The organism is Aureibacter tunicatorum, assembly GCF_036492635.1.
In the GTDB taxonomy this organism is placed as follows: Bacteria; Bacteroidota; Bacteroidia; order Cytophagales; family Cyclobacteriaceae; genus Aureibacter; species Aureibacter tunicatorum.
Genome location: NZ_AP025305.1, coordinates 2240354 through 2258102 on the forward strand (window position 1 = coordinate 2240354; position 17749 = coordinate 2258102).

The window sequence follows — 17749 nt, forward strand, 5'->3', positions numbered from 1 at the left end:
TTCACATAACAATATATTTTAATGAAAACGTTAGATAACTTTAATTTCGCTGGCAGAAAAGCTGTAGTCAGAGTAGATTTCAATGTTCCTTTGGATGAGAACTTTCAAATCAAAGATTTCACAAGAATAAATGCGGCTTTGCCATCTATCAAGAAAATTTTGTCTGATGGTGGTGCGGTAATTTTGATGTCCCACTTGGGTAGACCTAAAAATGGACCTGAGGAAAAATTCTCTTTAAAGCATATTGTTAATGCATTGTCAGAAAAATTAGGGGTTAAAGTTGATTTTGCTAACGACTGCATCGGAGACCAAGCAAAAGCAAAAGCGGATGCATTGCAGTCTGGCGAAGTATTGTTGTTGGAAAACCTTAGATTTTATTCTGAGGAGAAAAAAGGAGACGAAGCTTTTGCTCAGAAGCTAGCTGATTTGGGTGATGTTTGGGTAATGGATGCCTTCGGTACCGCTCACAGAGCTCACGCTTCCACAGCTGTGATATCAAAGTTCGTTAAGGATAAAGTTGCAGGATACGTGTTGCAAAGAGAAGTTGACAATGCGAATAAAGTATTGAAGACCGGAGAGAAGCCTTTGACTGCTATCATGGGTGGCGCGAAGATCTCTGATAAAATCTTGATCATCGAGCAGTTGTTGGATAGAGTTGACAATTTGATCATCGGAGGTGGAATGACTTATACTTTCGTGAAAGCTTTGGGAGGTAATATCGGAAACTCATTGGTGGAGGAAGATAGAATCGACTATGCGAAAGAATTGCTAGAAAAAGCAAAATCAAAAGGCGTTAATCTTTTATTGCCTAAAGATGATGTTGTAGCTGATGCTTTCAATAACGATGCGAATACTCAAATAACTGCAGCTGGTGAAATTCCTGAAGGCTACATGGGCTTGGATATCGGACCAAAAACTGTGGAAGATTTCGCAAAGATTATCGAGTCGTCAAAAACTATCCTATGGAATGGACCAATGGGTGTGTTTGAAATGCCTAATTTCGCTAAAGGAACTATCGAGGTGGCTAAAGCTGTTGTGAAGGCTACTGAGGAAAATGGCGCGTTTTCTTTGATTGGTGGAGGTGATTCTGCTTCTGCGGTTAACAATTTAGGATTCGGCGATAGAGTTTCTTATGTTTCGACAGGTGGTGGAGCATTGTTAGAGTTTATGGAAGGCAAAGTATTGCCGGGTATAGCTGCTTTGGAAGATTAATATTTTTCAAGCTTATAGGAAATTGAAAGCCTCCAATTTGGGGGCTTTTTTTGTTGTTGTAATGATCCGGATAATGATCGAATATGAATTTGACGTGCATTATTAAATAATGATCAAGGATTTTGCAACAACCCGTTAATTAGCAAGTTTAATTTCTGAATAGTAAACTTGTATTTAACGTGAGGGTAAGGAAGGTTTTTAAGGATAGATTTGTGATGAATGTTGCGATAATATCTCGTATTTTTTTTGGCTTGTTTGATTTTTCAAATAATCATTTTTTTAATGCTGAAATTTGAAGGCAAAAGAAATCCGCAATCGAAACCGAGCAATCCCAGAGCCGGATTGCAGAAATCTCCGCCTATTCAGTGCATGCTTACTAGAGCGGAAATCGTTAAGCAGTTGGGCTTGGCGAATGAAGAAGATGCCGCTAATGAATCTTATTTTGTTTATACCGTCAAGCCAAATGAAAGAGAGCCTGTGCCTAAGAGATCCGCAAGGCGATTTAATCGCGAAAAGTTTTTTGATTTCACAGTTAAGTCAACAGCTAAGGCAGATCCCAAATATGCATTGGAAGCTAGCACAACGAAGCGGAAGTCTGGGAATTATGTGCCGACAGCATCCGATTTGACAGAATGGCATTTGACCGGTCATGCTGAATTGCTTGATATTCTAAATTTATTGGATAGGTATCAGAATATTGATACTATCATCGAAGATGAAAAGCTTGAAACAGGGTTGCCGAGAAGATTTCCTGATCTGGCCAATTTTTGCTTAGCCGAAATACCATTTAAAAGATTGGCAAAACGACTGCATGAAATAAGATTCGGAAGACAAACTGAAGAAGCGGAGGTTGTCAATCCATTTTTAGATGAAACAGATGGAGCTGTGGATGATGAAACGATAAGAGCATGCAAGATTGATAAGTTGATGCTTCCTGCTCTTGAAAAGTATAAGTCTCATCAACGCAAGAGGATGGCAACCGCTAATCAGCGTATGGAAATACAAGCTCAAGATGAAAGGTATCAGGAGTTGGCTAAGGCTCGCTTCCAAGCGAATGAGGCTTTGTCCGAGGCAAAAATGGATTTATTGGAAAGAATGGAAGTGAAGGAATACTGTCCGGACGATGATGAAGAAGAATTAAGAAAAATTGTTAGCAAGAAAGGTGAAGGCTATGTGTTCGCGAAGCTTAGGTTGGAGAAAATAGAGAAACAAAAAGCTTCCGGCTTGAAGGCTGAAATAGATGAGTTGAAGCAAAAAATGCTCGAAAAACAAAGAAAGTTTGAAGAAGCGGATGCTGAGATGACGACAGCTTTCGGTTCTTTTGCCGATCATGCCAATGAGGAAAGGGAGTTTAAATTTTGCATTAGGCTTGCTGAGAATTTGGAAGATGTTTATAGGGGTTTTGTAGAGCGTTCAGGTCGTGAGGAAAGAAGAACTGCTTCGGTTGCTGCTAGTTTTCAAGGTATGGAGCCTGATGATTCAGAAGAATACACACCAGCGTTGATGCTGGAGAATTTACAAGAAGAGAGGAAACAATTGGAGGCAGAGCTTGAGGAGGTCGCGCATAAATTGTCAGTAGCTAAAGAAGATTTTTCCGGAAATGAGGATGTAGAGTCTCGTGATGTGCTTATTGGCAAGGCGGGTGATTTGAATAGGAGAATCGATCAAGTGACAAGGCAGGAGTATCTTTACGCGGAGCAGCAAGGAGAAAATTATACGGATACAAAAGATATTGAGCGAGAGATTCAAGCCAATTATTTGTTGTTGGGCCAAAAACATTTGGAAAAATCCGATAAGGCAAGGGTGTATCGTAGAATTCGTGAGTTGAAATTGAGAAAAAGAGGCTTGAGTATGCACTTGGATCAAAAAGGAGCAGGAAGTAGGAAAGTGGATGAAATTCCGAGCGATGATTTTATGGCTCCAAGGATGTTGGAACATGAGCTGATGTTGCTCGATGAAAGTGAGAGAGAATTTTTATTATCCAGTGTGGAGTTAAAAGATAATGGAGATCCTACATATACTAGAGAGGAAGTCTTCGCGATATTAAATTGCAACCCGCCTTTGGCTAAAACGATACTGGAAGATGAAATGGAATACGCGACCGCATTGCATAAAAAATTGTACAGGGATTTGTTTTATATGAAGCTTAATACAACGTATTTGGGAATAAAAACTCAAGGGCAAGAAGCATTTGGAGGAGTGAGAGAATTTAAGAAGCTGACTGTTTCAGAGTTTGTTGATTTGAAGTTTGCTGAAAAGTACCCGGATAGCAAGAGTTTGCTTGAAGAGTTTTGCTCGATTGATGTTGAAGGAGATGCATTAAGTGAAAATATTGGAGCTCTTGAGCAAACTACTTCCAGATTAGTTAGAAGAGCTTGGTTTGAGGGTTGGGAACAAGCTGATTTGGATCTTGTCGTTCATATGGATAATTTGACACTAGATTTGATGCATGCCATGTCATTGGAAGACTTGATTGCTCCTCGTAAAGAAACGTATGAGTTTTTCGATCAACATCGAGCAAGACTTAAGAAAGCGATCATGAGATTTTTTCCTTATAAATTCGAATTGCTTGATACTCCTCACCCAGATACTGGGGCATATTTGCAAATAGAGTCATATTCCATATTAGAGGCAAGAGCTCAACTTGCGAAGCAGATAATGGACCAAATGGACCGATTAATGACTCAGTGGAAAAGAAAATACCCTTCAGGTCAGAGATCCACTGATCCAATTGTTGTTAATATTAGTAAAATCTTTGGAAAATTGAAATCTCAGATCATGCAGGAAAAGGGAACTTTCAAAAGAAGAATAAAAGAACAGGAAAGCGCTTTTCAATATATTGAGGTGCATCAAGAAGAATATTAGAGAGGTTTTGGGAATTATCCATAACTTTGCCGTATGAAGGATAGAAACGAATTTTTGAAAAAATTATATAGCCAAGCGGGCATAGTTGATCTGAATGAAATGCAAAAGTCAACTATCAAAGCAAGTACAGAGTCGGATGAAATTATGTTATTCTCGCCTACTGGCAGTGGGAAGACTTTGGCATTTTTGCTTTCATTAGCTCAAAAACTGACAAAAGGAAAGGGAGTTCAGAGCATTATTCTGTCTCCATCCCGAGAGTTGGCTCTTCAGATTGAGGCAGTGTTTAAATCATTAAAGTCGGAATTTCATGTAGTCAGTTGTTTTGGTGGACATGCTTTTTCTGTGGAAAAAAATAATTTAAAAGCAGATGTTGATCTTATAGTTGGCACGCCAGGTCGATTAAGGGATCATATGGAAAAAGGAACTTTTGATTATTCTGATGTGGAGATGCTGGTGTTGGATGAGTTTGACAAATCCTTGGAACTTGGTTTTCAAAAAGACATGCAATGGATAATTTCCAGTCTTTATCATTTGGAGTTTAAAATGTTGGTTTCTGCGACCAAGATGGAAGAGATTCCTCAGTTTACTGGGATCTCTAAACCCAAAGTCATTGACTTTTTGGAAGACGAGAGTAAAATTAAAATTTCGCAAAAGGCAATTTATTCAAAGCCTGAAGAGAAATCTGAAGACTTGTTGAAATTATTGCTGTCGGTAGAACAAGGAAGAACGCTTGTTTTTTGCAATCATAAACAAGCCGTGGATAGGTTGAGTGATTTTTTGAAAGATCATCTGGTCCCTCATGATGTTTACCATGGCGATAGAGACCAAGAATCAAGAGAGAAAGCTTTGATCAAGTTGAGAAATGGAAGCATCAATTTATTGGTAGTGACGGATTTGGCAGCAAGAGGTTTGGATATACCAGAAATCAAACACGTTATGCATTATCAGTTGCCTGTGAAAGAAGATGCTTACATACATCGAAATGGGAGGACTGCGAGGATGACAGCTGAGGGAACTTCGTATTTGATGTTGACTGAAGGCGATATTCCCAAGTATGTAAAGAGGGATGTGGAGCGAGTGGATTTGGACGAGGTAGATTTGAAAACTCAGTATCCTTTGCCGGAGTGGGTTAGTATCTTTGTAGGCAGAGGCAAGAAGGATAAAGTCAATAAAATTGATCTTGTAGGCTTTTTTTGTCAGCAAGGAGGAGTAGAGAAAGCATCATTGGGCAAGATTGACGTATTGGACTTTATTTCAGTTGTTGCATTGAAAAGGGGAGAGGAGAAAACGCTCTTGAAGAACTTGAAAGGCAAGAAAATCAAGAAAAAGCCAGTCAGGGTTGGCATGATCAGATAAGGCGATTTGAAGACTGTTTTGTATAATTTTAGAGCGTATAATTGATGTGTTCTGGCATGAGTCAAAATAATAGGTAGAAATTTTAATATTAAAATAAAACATATATATTTGCAGACCCTATAGCGATAGGCGATGGTCCCGTAGCTCAACTGGATAGAGCGCTGGATTTCGGCTCCAGAGGTTGAGGGTTCGACTCCTTCCGGGATCACAAATGGCTGAAAATAAGCACTTTAACAAGCGAATTTCAAAGGCCTTTTAAAGGTTGGTAAGGGTAATCTCTAAGATTAACCCTTTTTTTATGTCCATAGAAAAAGGTTACACATCCATAATTATCCCCACTCATTAGTAACCAATTTTTAATACTATGAAATTTAATATTAACATGTGGCTCAGAAAAGACCGCATTTCAGAGGACGGAAGAGCCCCTATTTACTGTAAAATCAATTACAAAGGCCAAATAGCGTCAATTTCAACAAATGTAAGAGTTGCTCCAGAGGAATGGAATAGTAAAGGCTATGGCCGTATTACAAGCTCTGGTGAATTGTCTCAGATTCACAATACAGTTCTTCATAATATGAGAGCTAAATTAGAAAGAATTTACAATGCGCTTATTTCTTTTGGAAAACTCGTAAGTTCAAAAATTGTCAAAGATATTTACCAAGGAAATAGAAAAGTACACTACAAACTGGTAGAAATTGTCGAAGAGTTCATTCAATATCGTGAGGATCAAGGACTTGCTTACAATACATTGAAAAATTCCCGTAATGCATTAAGGCACCTTTTTAATTACCTAGAGAAGGTAAATAATAAGAATTTACAAGCGGATGATATCGATAGATGCTTTGGAGATGATTTTTTATTGTACTTGAAAAAAGACTGTGAAGTAAGCCATAATACGGCAGTCAAGCTTGTTAAGCTAATTCAGGCTGCTTTGGATTATGGTTTCAAGAGAGACTATATTGAGACGAATCCACTCAAGAGTTTTGAGGCTAAGATGAGAAATGAGATTAAGCCGATTGATTTTGTTGATGATCAAGATATGGAACGCCTTAAACAAGCTGAATTTGAAGATAAGCGACATGAGAGGGTAAGAGATATATTTTACTTCCAATGCAGAACAGGGCTTTCTTATTGCGATCTAAAGGCATTTCAGAGCGAAGCGCATGTGAAGTTTGCAAAGCAAGGACCTTTCATCCAGCAACAACGACAAAAATCAAGCACTTACAGCGTAGTTCCGTTGATGCCGGAGGCAATTACGATCCTTGAAAAATATGAATACAAGTTGCCTATAATCAGCAATCAGAAATATAATAAGTACCTTAAAGAGGTTGCTGATTTGTGTGATATTCGAATGTCATTAAGCTCCCATATAGGTAGAAAGACATTTGCTACTTGGCTTTTTAATAATGAAGTGAATGCTGTATCAGTAATGAAAGCATTAGGTCATAGCGATCTCAAGACTACATTACGCCATTATGCCGAGATTTTGCCTAAAAAAGTGATTGAAGACTTTAGGCAAGCATTTGGTTTGATGTAAGATCATTACTTTTTTCAACTTATAATTCTCATACCCTTTCAATTTATTCTCATTTCGTGGTAAAATAATACGCAGTTTCGTGGTTGAAATCTGATATGGAATTATATTGTCTTTTTAAGTTTAATGTAAGAAAATGATTGTTTTTTATGTTTTGAAAATTATTGGAATTATTAAATTTGGACATATATCTCATTTAAAATTCTCATTATAATGAAAAAATTATTTTTATTTTTAATTATTATTTTCGCTTCTTTTTCAAATTTAGTGGCACAAACTTTTAAAGCTAAGGTTGAAAGAATGAATGGTCTCGAATTATATGTATTAGCAGAACCAGAAACTGAATATGAAAAGCTTGGTACGGTCCAAATCGTAAGTACTGGATTTGAAAAAAACACTATTCAAGCAATGGTTAGCAGGCTAGTTGTAAAAGCATCTAAAACACATCCTCAAGCTGATGCAATTATCTACTATTCTGGAAATACAGCCTTTGCTATAAAATTTAAAGAAAAGTCAAATGGCATAGCTGTTTTGAATAACTCTGATAACTTAGACGATAAACCTATTTTTGTTTATTCAGAACCAATAGATTTAGATTACAATGTTGTTGACATGAAAAAGCTACCTTCACAATCACTCACTCCTAAAATATACTATATTTATGGCGTGTTCAATAATGTTTCAAAAAAGGTAGCAAAAAAACAAGAACACGATGGTTTGATTTATACCGGAGGGAATAAAGTAAAAGTAATTACTCTTTAAAGATAATGGTTTGAATATTTGTCGAAATATTCAAACCATTTTATGGTATGATTTTTCTTCATATCATTCTAAAAATGACATGAGAAATTTTATTATAGTAATAATATTTGTATTTTTTACAGGTTTAGATATTGTTAATGCTCAAGATGACCCAATAGTTTATATTTGTGGTACAAGTAAAATATTTCACAATGTTTTGTCTCATAATGCTCTTGAATTTCAATGTAAATCTGAGATTTGGACTATGAAGAAATCCGAAGCTATTAAAAGTGGGAAAAGACAATGTAGATGTAAATATTAATTCTTATGTCTATTTATTGTGATATTACATAATATAAATCTCTACAGATCTGTCATTATAAAGCCTATTAGTGTCACTTTCAATTCCACCTTTTGATAATATAATAATTTTGTCTTCATTAATATCTGTATTGGTGATTAAATAATTCTTTACACTGATTGCTCTTAATGTGGATAGTTCAAAATTTGAACCTATTTTATATTTAAGTTTTCCAGTTAATTGTCTTTTATCTGCACTACCAATCAATAAAATAGCGCTTGAATTAACTAATGATTCTTTGTATTTAATTAAGTCGCCTTTCATTTGGTTAGTTAAAAAGTACTCTCCTGATTTAAAGTGCTTAATTTCTGTCAAAAATTTAGGTTTATATGAGTTCAGATCATTCGAAACTTTTTGTTTATATTCAGTTGTATTGCGTAATGTTAGATTTAATGTTAATTGTTCAATTGCTAGTAAAGAACAACCTGAGATTAAAGAAGCAATTGCGATAGAAGTTTTCTGTTTGAGAATAATAAAAATAAAGAAAGATAATATAAGAATACATGCTACTATATTTATTAAGCTAAATTCAATTGTTGTAAAGCTTGTGTTTTCTTGTGTTTTTTCGCTGTTTTGTGAGAAGGCTAGGTATGTGAATAGTACAAAAGAAAAAAATAAAAAAGTAATTAGAAATATTACGTCCCTATGCCCAATTGCTTGATGCCAAAACCCTTGACTACCATTTTTATTTATCTTGTTATTTATTGATAAATAAAAATAGAAACAAGGTAGAAGAAGTAATATCGATAAAATTATATATATGAATTTATTAAGTTCATTTGAATGAATTGAAAAGTTGATATTTAATATGAACAAGACAATTGAGGTTGTAAGCAAAAATGTGCTGAGATTTATACGGTTTTTTGCTACTGTAATTTTATTAATATCCGAATTCATTAAATAGATTAATTGAAATTGATGATTTTTAACTTCTTGTCCTTATTCATTTCTGAGATTTTTTTTAAAATTTTTTCAATAGAATCATCATTTTCAATATTGCTAAAAATTTCATCAATTTCATTAAAGATTATTTTGGTTAAATTATTAGTACTATTTTCATTTATTTGATCTATATATTTTTCAATAAAACTTGGTGATTTTTCATAATATCTCATTAGAAGAATTTTTGGTTGAAAAATATAAATATGATAATTTAAATAGAAGAAGTATAAAGCACTATTTCTTATTTTGTCGTTTTTTATACTATATTTTCTAATTAAATAGTTTTTAACCCGAATCAAATGAATTATTTCAACTTCAAATAGTTTTATTTCAATGCCTTTAAGTTTGATTTTATCTTGAATAATATATTCGTTTAAAAGGATTTCATATGTTTCACTATTACATTTTATGTCTTCAAATATTGATGCTCCACCGGGGAGAATTCTATCAAACATCATTAATTTAGTTGTTTTAATTGTTAATAGGATTCATAAATTTACTCTTAAGTTGATAACTTTCAATGTTTTAATTGAATTAAATTATTTTTTGGGTAGGTGTGCATTATTGTTTTGCATCGTTATTTAAAATTTGATAAAGTAAGTATTTGGTTAAGGAATGTAATAATTTCCCTAAAAAGGATCTAATTATTGTTTATATTTAAATTTTATGGAAATAAATTTAAATGTATAGAGTCAAACTCTAACAGTTTAGATTAATAAATCTTTTGCTTAAATATGAATAACTTAGAGAAATCAAGACTAAAGTTAGTTAAAGATGAATATATTGGTGAACTTTTTTTTCTACGAAGTAATAATTGTTGGACTTTTAAATTAAGAGAAGACTACAAATCGAAGTTTGTTCATTCAGAGGGTATTAAAAGCGATAATGTAATAGCTGTTATATTAGAGAGCCCTCATATTTATGAATTTGAGAATTTGTCGCTTTCTTGTGAGGATGGAAAAAAATATTATTCTAGACCATTAAATAATAACAAATCTAGGGAAGCATTGATTAATATTCTTCAGAAAATAATGACATCATTTTATGAAAAATCAAAGAAATATGAAGTAGTTCTTATAAATGCGATACAATTTCAGAATTCTCTAGGCAAAAATCTTGACAGTGATGAGAATATAGATATACGAAATGAAAACTGGATTAAAAATTGGATAGATTATAATATTGATTTTATAAACCGAGTAAAAAGTGTTTCTCCTAAGTTGATTTTTAACCTTTGTACTCAAGGATCTTATAAATTGTCTAATTGTAAAAATGTATATCAAAATCTTGATGATGAATATATTCAAAAATTTGGTTTAAAATTTACAAATACTAAATCTGATAAAGTGTTGTTCGAAGTTAGACGACAGTTTGGCTATGAAAAATTTACATTGCAAGATGTTGTTGAATATAAGCTAGAGCAGAAGGGGTGTATTACGAATGATAATTATTGTAAATACTATCATCCATCAAAATTTACGCATGATAAAAAACCTACTTATCCTTCTCTTGAAGACAAGAATAAAATTAATTTTAGTAAAAAAAAATTAGCAATAGTGAATGATTAAAAAATCATTTTATCCTCCTTTGGAGGATTATTTGTAAAGTCATAAATAACTTGATCATTAGTTCTAATTTTTGTTAAAAACCTTAGACTCAAACACACTATACACATGATCTGTATCGCCATCGGCAAAGCGGTTTTTTTCCCAATAGACATGGTGGTCGTCATGTACATGAGCTACACAAGAGGCGTCAAAGTCAGCCATATTTCCGCCTCTTGTTCCTGACTTGCTGTTGGATTGTGTGATAATAATAAACATCGTATTTTGATTGTTTTTTCGAAGCTTGTCAAAGTCAGTTTGCTTCACATTTTCGATTTTTTGCCATGAGTCAATGACGATTACATCAAACTCTTTTGCGGCTTTTTCTATGGTTGTTAATCCTTCAGGACAAATAGAAGTACTCATGACTTGAGGTTTAAATTCCTCACTAATGTACAGCTCTGAATAATCTTGCACAATAGAGCTGGCTACATCCATTTCAAGGGAAAAAAATGCAAGAGTTAAATTAGCTTCAATAAAACAGTTGATAAGCTGAAAAATGAATCTGGATTTTCCAGCTCCGGGTTCTCCACGTAAAAGTAGCATGAATTCAAATGATTCAGGTTTTCCGAGCCATTTAGCAATCGGTCCTTTTAACTTGATTGGTTTTCCGGTTTTTTGGGTTTGTGGTTTATTGATTGGAGAAAAAAGCCATTTCAAATCACTTGAAAGCGATTTTGAAGAGGTGTTAATAGGTTCGTGAACCGTTTCAGTTACGTTTTGAGCCTGTTTTGTTACGCTTTGAAGCGGTTTTGAAACGCTTTTATCCGTTTTTGAAACGTTTCGAGATGGTTTGGAAACGTTTTTCGAAACGCTTTTAAGCGCTTCGGGGTGCTTTTCCTCGATTTCCGCTATGCATATTTCAAGCTCCGTTTCGTATTTCTTAGGCAACTTCTTGAACTTCCTGTACTCTTGTTGCAGTCGCTTGGGCAGTAGTGAGATATTCATGATATTACTTTTTAGTGCCGAACAAGGCCATTTGCTTTTTGCCTTCGCTTAGTATATTCGTTTTCTTGCTGGCGATGTCATTGAGTTTTGACTTGGCAAGACCAAAGCTTGTCGTATGCGGTTTAAGCATTTCATCAGCTTTGGCTTGGCTGATCCTTCCGTCTTTTACTGCCGCATAGTATTTTGTGCTTTTTTCCTTAAGGATCTTTTCAGCTTCTTTTACTTCTTCCTGAGCATCGCTTAAAAGCTTGTCGAATTCTTGTTCGGCAAGAGACTTTGAAACGTTTCTTTCCATGTTGAGCGGTTCTCCAGCTTTGAACTTGCCAAACTCCGTTTGCTTGTCAATCGCTACATGAAGCCGTTCGAGAAACGTTTTTTTATTTGAGAATTGGCCTTTTTTGTTGCCATACGCTTTTTCGATAAGCCAAGTCGAAAGCTCGTTTTCATGCGAATTGGTCAGTTGCGAATATTTGCGTCTGGCTTCACCGATCCAGTTTGCTATTGTAAGCAAGTTGTTTCGGCTCTCGATATTTCCCAGACCAAAATCATCCAGCTTTTGGAATAATATTCCCTTTGGATTCAAAAAGGACAAGTTGATGATTTGAGCGGCATTCTTGCCTTCTTGCTTTCGGATAAGCTTTTCAACATCTTTCACGCTTTCCCCGGACTTTCTCAGATTGGCGTAATATGTAGCTCTTTCAAGATCGGATTCTTTGGTGCTTAGCGTGTTGGAGTTTAAAGCAAATTGTATTGCTTCCTCTTCTGTGCCTTCAAATAATTTTGCAGGAATATTTTCAAACTCTTCATACTCAAACATCACTTCTTTAAAGGCGGCTAATCTACTGTGACCTGATAAGACATAATATTTATCTACTGCATTTGGGTCTTTCCATATGGTGATAGGATCAAAAGCCGCCCAATTGAATGTATTATTTTTAATAGCTTCGACAATTCTATTCTTTGATTCCGATGAAAATTCATTAGCCCTATTTTGAAAACGCTTAGGGTCTGCATGAATATCCTTTGTCCAATATTCTTCAACTTTACTAAGGTTGAAACTCGTCTTTTTCTTTTCCTTTTTCGGAGCTTCTTCCTTATCAATTATCACCATGCGACTACTCACTCCAGTTTGTCGAAATGCCTCTTTGCCTTTGAATGAATCCTTTGGAAGCTGTTCAGAATATCCCCCGATTTCATCCAGCCATTCACGAAAAGCCTTGGCTTTCTTCTGACTGTTGAAAAATGGACTTTCGGACATGATCGCTACAAGCCTTCCCCCAGGCTTCAATAATTTGTAAGCATGTCCCACATGATCGATGTCTTGAAGCTTCTCAAAAGGAGGGTTCATAATGATGCGGTCATATTTCTTGGTATGCTTCAAAAAGTCCTCGCCAACCACATTATGGCCTTTGAGCTTCAAAATATTTCTCAAGTCATTCCACCACTCGATGACTTCCAAGTCATTGTCCGGGTGCATCGCTTTGATCTGGTCAGCGATATGCCCAAGGCCAGCCGATGGCTCAAGAATCGTATGGCCTTTGATGATGTCAGCCTTATACACAAGCTTTTTGGCTAAAGTCGCTGGCGTTGGGAAAAAGCCTTTGTCATTGGATTTTTTCCAACTGTTCACCAGCTTTTCAATCTCTTGCTTTTCCTTTTCCGCTTCACGCTCAGGATCATGAGCCACTAAGCTTTTTAAAAGCTCAAAAACCTCTTTAGCCTCTTCAAGCGTGTAAACCTCGATCTCTTCTAAGTTCTCTTTATAGTACTTGAAATACTTCTCAAAATTTGGAGTGTCGGACTTGGTATGATAGTACGAATACCCTTGATTTCCTTGCTCTCCAGATAATAAGAAAGATTTCAAATGATCTTTTGATTTCACCGGACTAATCAGTTTTAATTTCTCCGGAATAGTGTTGTTTCTCCAAGCAATCGCCAATGCATTGACAAATGCATGAAGCTCTAAAGCATCATTGTAATCAAATTGCTTGGAGTAATACTGAGCGAGTCTTTTGTTTGTGTTCGTATTGTAATTCTTTAAGCTTTCTTTAGCCTTATCGATATAATCCTGAAGCCTGTCTGCCCACGTTTCGAATTTGTCAGCCATTTTGTTGTGGTCGGCATTCAGCGCTTTGCTTTTATTCTCTTTCTTTTCAAATTTGGCCTGCTCCTCCGGACTTATGCCAGACTCAAGATTGATATATGCCTTTGCGTCTTTGCCATGATAGCGAAGCGCATACGAGCTTACGGATGAACCTATATTTATAACTTTATCGGACTCAAGCCCGACGGTGTTATACCTTTCGCTAAATACTCTCAGCGCCTTGTCAATCGATGGAATTTCCCATTTGTAGTCTTTTACGTGTTCGGTCAATTCCTCATAAGAGTTCCAATAACTAGAAACAGCCCATTCCATTTTACCAAGCAAAACCTCTTGCAAAAGCACATCCTTTTTGAGTTTCTTTCTGTCGTCCGGGAGTTTATAATGCGGAGCTCGTTTTGCTTTAGGCACAAATACTTTGGCAGGGATTTCAAAAGGCTTCAAATCTTCGATAGAGTGCCCATTGCTGACCTTTTTAGCCGTTGCAGGCTCATTGTCTTTGAATCGCACAAAGAATCGGTATTTATTGTCTGATTCAATATTGTTGTATCCGGCCTCTTTTAGCTTTCTGACATTAGCGTCCACTTGCTTGCCGTTGACAATGTACTTTTTCAAATCTTTATTTGATGGGTAAAACCATCCATCTTTGAGAACCGCTTGAATGCCTTTATTGAATTTATAGTAATCTTTATCGCCTTTCCTTTTCTCTTTGTAATAGGTTTTTCTTGCTCCGGCTTTGGAGATGATTTCCCACTCACTGCGAGCGCTTTCAAAGCTTCGGTTCAAATAGTGCATGACAATATGAATATTGCCTTCATCATCCATATAACTTGCTAAATGCGGCTTGTACATCCACTTGCCATTGCTTTCTTCCTGCAAGCCTTCGTACCAATCCAAATACCTATATCTTTTGATATCTGACTCGCTAAGCTCATGCTCGCTCAAATCGGGAATGCCTTTGGCAGTGTCTTGAAATAAAGTATTGTTGACAAAATCCTTTTTGTACTCCTTAAGCAACAAGTAGGCAACCAGATGCTGACGCAATGGCAATGATCCTCTATGGCTTTGCGTATTTGAAGAGCTGGAGCTTACTTTTTTGGTAATGGTCACAGCTTCGCCATTGTTGATTTCTTGGACGAATTTCTCCAGTATCTCACGATCCTTTTTGGAGAATACCCAGCCTGCGAATGGATTGCCGTTTTCATCTTTCAAACGGTTGTTGAACTTTGCCCAAATGCCAAGGTTTTTGATGCTTTGAGCCATTTCCTTGGTAGTGCCTTTCAGCGCCAAGACTTTTTGGGTATAATCAATGATTTCCAGTTGAGGATTTGATTTAGCTGCTGACTCTTGCGCTGGCTTTGTCTCTTCCTTTTGAAGAGTGGGAGCTGTATTTGTTTTTTCTTCCTTGATTTTCGCTTTTCTTTTATTGAAAAGACTTGACTTAAACTTTAACTTACTCCTTTTCTCTTGGCTAATGTTCTTCAAGTCAATTACTTGACTCCCTTTTGCTAAGGTCGTAGTTCTCCCATAAGCAAACATTTCTAAATAGAAATTACCTCTTGTTTCTTTGATAAGAATACTTCTGCCAAACAAATGAAACCAAGTATTTTTAGAATACGCTTTATTTACCCAACTATGCGTATAAGTAGCTTTTAATAATTCATTTTCTAAATCTTTGAATTTTTCTACCCAAGAATCGTTTAGCTCACTATTGTAGCTTTCGTACTGACGTTGATTAATTGTCCTTTCTATCGCAGACTTATAAACACGTATTTTCTTGCCTGTTTCTTTATTTAAGTAAGACTTTGATTTACCGTACTTTTGAATGAAAGCATTATATTCTTTCTCATCTGCTTCAGGTAATTTCCCCAAGCCTTCATTATCATCATCATTATTCGAAAAAAGGCCAGCCAAAGCCAGCCCACCCAGCGCTAAATATTGCCACATAATTTATTGATTGTATAGGTTATTTGATGAGAGCGGCGGCGAGCACAGTGCCCAAAAATCCACCGATCAACATATAGGGTATCTTTTCTTTCGGGTCGGGAGCCATGTAATAGCCTGCCAAGCTCCCTGCGACTGAAATGCCGCTTGCTACGACTTCTTTGTTTTTCATAGTTATAGCTTGTATTCGTAATTGAATGACTTGGCACGCTTGAGCCAGCCATTCAGAAACTTTTTATTCTCGCCTTTCTCAGCGATGCGGTAGTAATAATTTATTCTCAGTTCTTTCAAATCCTCAAAAAGATCGCATCCATCGATGGCGTTTATAGCGCTTATCGTTTTGCTTCCGATAGCTCCGTCCACCGCTAGATTTTGACCAAATAGATTGCAGGCTCTTTGCACAAGCTTAGCTCCGCTTGATCCGGAGTTCATGTAAATGTCGAAGATCATAGCCGCCAGCTGGGGGTCTTCCACCTTGTCAAGCTGAATGCGTTTCCAAAACTTCTCGAAGTAAAGGTCTTCAATGTGCTTTTCGAGCATATCGCAATCGATGAACTCATTCCAATTGAGCGGTTTGTTTTGATCCACAATTTCCCATCCTATCCAATTGGGATGAAATTTTCTTGCGATGCCTTTGTAAGTCTCGCCGCCTCGATCTCCTTTCACATTGGCGTAGCCGCCTTCATGGGCTAAAGTTTTACTTAGGATTGTTTGAAACATGGCTAGAGTATTTGATGAAAGAATAAGTTAAAAGGCCCGCAACAGCCACCGTAAAGAGCAGTCCGTCGCGAGCTTTTTCGGAAGGATGGAAATGATTGTTTAGCAGATTCAAACCTGCGTTAATGTCTTGATTGCTGACAAGATGCCTGTCTTCCGGGTAGTTTTCCATATTGCATATGGCTCTTGTCAGTTTGAATAATGTATTTCTGTCTGCGGATAATCTGGAGTGCTTGGGAAGCCCTGTAAGCTTTGCTATGTAGTTTATATAAGCTTGAGTCTTATTCTCATGAGGTGGCGCATATTCATTGATCAACGATGTTAATGTGCGTCCTTTTTTAAGCTTATTGAGCACATTCAAAGCTCCGGCTCGAATGCCATATGCCAAACTACTAAATTGCTCAAATGCATTATTGCTCACGACTTCGCCTTTCCAGTTGATATAAGTCTTTCTAAGGTTCATCGGGTTATTGTTCCTGATGCCCAGCGAGCGAATATTTGAGCGGTTTAGATAGCTTTTCATCGGACAATTTGATTATAAGTGGTTTGGCTGATCGGCAGGGTATAACCCACCGTTTTGAGGGCTTTTTCAGTCATTCTGCCCATGACGCCATCATAGCCGCCACCGTTCATGATTTGGTTTTTAGCAAGACCGTTCATTTTAGCGATAGCTATTTGCAAATCTTTCACATGCGATCCTCTTGTTCCAAGTATTATAGGAAATGGCGATCCGTTTGCAAGCTTTGGTGTTGAAGGTTGAGGCTGCAAAGGCGGCACATGTTCCGCTTGAATCGCCGCCGTTGCTTCTTTAGGCCTGAGCATCATGTAGAGTATGCCTATTCCGATGATCGAGCCGCCAACCAGCAGAATATTATTGTCGTTTGCTTTCGTGTTTTTTTGCTCCATTATGCCAGCTTTATATTGATTTCATGTCCGTTTAAACTTACTCTGTGGTTGACTAATGGCTTGGGTGGAGCTCCAGTTTTTACCAGTTCCCAAAAAGTCCTTAATTCGTTTGAATCCAGTTCGCTTTGCAAGTCCTCCAGCAAATTTCTTTGGTACAAACCTTTGTACTGATCCGATACCTGTATAAAGGATATTTGCTTATTGAACATCGTTTTAGCGACTTGAAACACCAGCACGTCATTGGTGCCGTCAGGAATCCAATTGTTCCTAATCCCAGCTTGGTAAAATGCGGAGGAAAGATTGGTGGCAAGCATTGTGGCAATGCCTGTTTTGCTTTGCGTATTAATGGCTTTGATAGCTGAGTTGTATTTTGCTTTATCAACCGCGCTTCGCACTGTCTTGGCAATCAATATCGTTGCTATTATGCCTCCTCCAATGATATACACTTCTTTAGGGATGCTTTTCAAAGCTCCGCTTGCGCTTGATAGCGCTGTTCCTATTGCCAATGATGCAGCCAT

At 36.6% G+C, this 17749-nt stretch carries 15 protein-coding genes and 1 tRNA gene; 7 read left to right on the forward strand and 9 right to left on the reverse strand.

The annotated features are described in order from the left end of the window. Positions 1 to 21: 21 nt before the first annotated feature. The 6 genes from AABK36_RS09550 (at position 22) to AABK36_RS09575 (ending at position 7729) form a co-directional block, all read left to right on the forward strand. Complete coding sequence (locus AABK36_RS09550; protein ID WP_309939728.1) at positions 22 to 1212, forward strand: phosphoglycerate kinase; 1191 nt, start codon at positions 22 to 24, stop codon at positions 1210 to 1212. Positions 1213 to 1494: 282 nt separating this feature from the next. Continuing rightward, a complete protein-coding gene (locus AABK36_RS09555; RefSeq protein ID WP_309939729.1) occupies positions 1495 to 4077 on the forward strand; it encodes a hypothetical protein in 2583 nt (860 codons plus the stop codon). Between the two features lie 33 nt (positions 4078 to 4110). Further along, complete coding sequence (locus tag AABK36_RS09560; RefSeq protein WP_309939730.1) at positions 4111 to 5433, forward strand: DEAD/DEAH box helicase; 1323 nt, start codon at positions 4111 to 4113, stop codon at positions 5431 to 5433. Between the two features lie 134 nt (positions 5434 to 5567). Then, positions 5568 to 5641 (forward strand) — tRNA-Arg (locus AABK36_RS09565). A gap of 156 nt (positions 5642 to 5797) precedes the next feature. Beyond that, entirely contained in the window at positions 5798 to 6970 is a 1173-nt protein-coding gene (locus AABK36_RS09570) for a site-specific integrase (RefSeq protein ID WP_309939731.1), read from the forward strand. Between the two features lie 210 nt (positions 6971 to 7180). Continuing rightward, entirely contained in the window at positions 7181 to 7729 is a 549-nt protein-coding gene (locus AABK36_RS09575) for a hypothetical protein (RefSeq protein WP_309939732.1), read from the forward strand. A gap of 325 nt (positions 7730 to 8054) precedes the next feature. On the opposite strand, the gene AABK36_RS09580 is transcribed toward AABK36_RS09575, so the two are convergent. Continuing rightward, a complete protein-coding gene (locus AABK36_RS09580; RefSeq protein WP_309939733.1) occupies positions 8055 to 8966 on the reverse strand; it encodes an OmpA family protein in 912 nt (303 codons plus the stop codon). 8 nt (positions 8967 to 8974) lie between these two features. Further along, positions 8975 to 9469 (reverse strand): hypothetical protein, encoded by a 495-nt coding sequence (locus AABK36_RS09585; protein WP_309939734.1) that lies wholly within the window; start codon positions 9467 to 9469, stop codon positions 8975 to 8977. A 276-nt stretch (positions 9470 to 9745) separates the two neighbouring features. On the opposite strand from AABK36_RS09585, the gene AABK36_RS09590 reads away from it, so the two are divergent. After that, positions 9746 to 10579, forward strand: coding sequence for a hypothetical protein (locus AABK36_RS09590; RefSeq protein WP_309939735.1), 834 nt, complete (start codon positions 9746 to 9748; stop codon positions 10577 to 10579). 63 nt (positions 10580 to 10642) lie between these two features. Here AABK36_RS09590 and AABK36_RS09595 read toward each other — a convergent pair whose 3' ends face one another. From AABK36_RS09595 to AABK36_RS09625, 7 genes are read right to left on the reverse strand one after another with little or no spacing between them, the layout of a single operon-like run. Further along, positions 10643 to 11563 (reverse strand): P-loop NTPase family protein, encoded by a 921-nt coding sequence (locus AABK36_RS09595; RefSeq protein ID WP_309939737.1) that lies wholly within the window; start codon positions 11561 to 11563, stop codon positions 10643 to 10645. Positions 11564 to 11567: 4 nt separating this feature from the next. Continuing rightward, positions 11568 to 15611: a hypothetical protein gene (locus AABK36_RS09600; protein WP_309939738.1), complete on the reverse strand. Its 4044-nt coding sequence runs from the start codon at positions 15609 to 15611 to the stop codon at positions 11568 to 11570. Positions 15612 to 15630: 19 nt separating this feature from the next. Beyond that, positions 15631 to 15780: a hypothetical protein gene (locus AABK36_RS09605; protein ID WP_309939741.1), complete on the reverse strand. Its 150-nt coding sequence runs from the start codon at positions 15778 to 15780 to the stop codon at positions 15631 to 15633. A gap of 2 nt (positions 15781 to 15782) precedes the next feature. Beyond that, on the reverse strand, positions 15783 to 16328 hold the full coding sequence (locus AABK36_RS09610; RefSeq protein ID WP_309939742.1) for a glycoside hydrolase family 108 protein: 546 nt from the start codon (positions 16326 to 16328) through the stop codon (positions 15783 to 15785). Next, positions 16306 to 16848, reverse strand: coding sequence for a hypothetical protein (locus AABK36_RS09615; protein ID WP_309939743.1), 543 nt, complete (start codon positions 16846 to 16848; stop codon positions 16306 to 16308). Before AABK36_RS09615 ends, AABK36_RS09610 begins: the two co-directional genes overlap by 23 nt. After that, positions 16845 to 17231, reverse strand: coding sequence for a hypothetical protein (locus AABK36_RS09620; RefSeq protein ID WP_309939744.1), 387 nt, complete (start codon positions 17229 to 17231; stop codon positions 16845 to 16847). The genes AABK36_RS09615 and AABK36_RS09620 overlap by 4 nt, the downstream gene beginning before the upstream one ends. Continuing rightward, the gene (locus AABK36_RS09625; RefSeq protein WP_309939745.1) at positions 17231 to 17749 is read right to left on the reverse strand and encodes a hypothetical protein; all 519 of its coding nucleotides are present in this window, start codon (positions 17747 to 17749) and stop codon (positions 17231 to 17233) included. The genes AABK36_RS09620 and AABK36_RS09625 overlap by 1 nt, the downstream gene beginning before the upstream one ends.

Bases quoted from the DNA above. Each gene is read 5' to 3' on its own strand.
- AABK36_RS09555 (WP_309939729.1), top strand. From the start codon at position 1,495: ATGCTGAAATTTGAAGGCAAAAGAAATCCGCAATCGAAACCGAGCAAT.
- AABK36_RS09570 (WP_309939731.1), top strand. From the start codon at position 5,798: ATGAAATTTAATATTAACATGTGGCTCAGAAAAGACCGCATTTCAGAG.
- AABK36_RS09575 (WP_309939732.1), top strand. From the start codon at position 7,181: ATGAAAAAATTATTTTTATTTTTAATTATTATTTTCGCTTCTTTTTCA.
- AABK36_RS09590 (WP_309939735.1), top strand. From the start codon at position 9,746: ATGAATAACTTAGAGAAATCAAGACTAAAGTTAGTTAAAGATGAATAT.
- AABK36_RS09595 (WP_309939737.1), bottom strand. From the start codon at position 11,563: ATGAATATCTCACTACTGCCCAAGCGACTGCAACAAGAGTACAGGAAG.
- AABK36_RS09615 (WP_309939743.1), bottom strand. From the start codon at position 16,848: ATGAAAAGCTATCTAAACCGCTCAAATATTCGCTCGCTGGGCATCAGG.
- AABK36_RS09560 (WP_309939730.1), top strand. From the start codon at position 4,111: ATGAAGGATAGAAACGAATTTTTGAAAAAATTATATAGCCAAGCGGGC.
- AABK36_RS09605 (WP_309939741.1), bottom strand. From the start codon at position 15,780: ATGAAAAACAAAGAAGTCGTAGCAAGCGGCATTTCAGTCGCAGGGAGC.
- AABK36_RS09620 (WP_309939744.1), bottom strand. From the start codon at position 17,231: ATGGAGCAAAAAAACACGAAAGCAAACGACAATAATATTCTGCTGGTT.
- AABK36_RS09585 (WP_309939734.1), bottom strand. From the start codon at position 9,469: ATGATGTTTGATAGAATTCTCCCCGGTGGAGCATCAATATTTGAAGAC.
- AABK36_RS09580 (WP_309939733.1), bottom strand. From the start codon at position 8,966: ATGAATTCGGATATTAATAAAATTACAGTAGCAAAAAACCGTATAAAT.
- AABK36_RS09600 (WP_309939738.1), bottom strand. From the start codon at position 15,611: ATGTGGCAATATTTAGCGCTGGGTGGGCTGGCTTTGGCTGGCCTTTTT.
- AABK36_RS09550 (WP_309939728.1), top strand. From the start codon at position 22: ATGAAAACGTTAGATAACTTTAATTTCGCTGGCAGAAAAGCTGTAGTC.
- AABK36_RS09625 (WP_309939745.1), bottom strand. From the start codon at position 17,749: ATGGCTGCATCATTGGCAATAGGAACAGCGCTATCAAGCGCAAGCGGA.
- AABK36_RS09610 (WP_309939742.1), bottom strand. From the start codon at position 16,328: ATGTTTCAAACAATCCTAAGTAAAACTTTAGCCCATGAAGGCGGCTAC.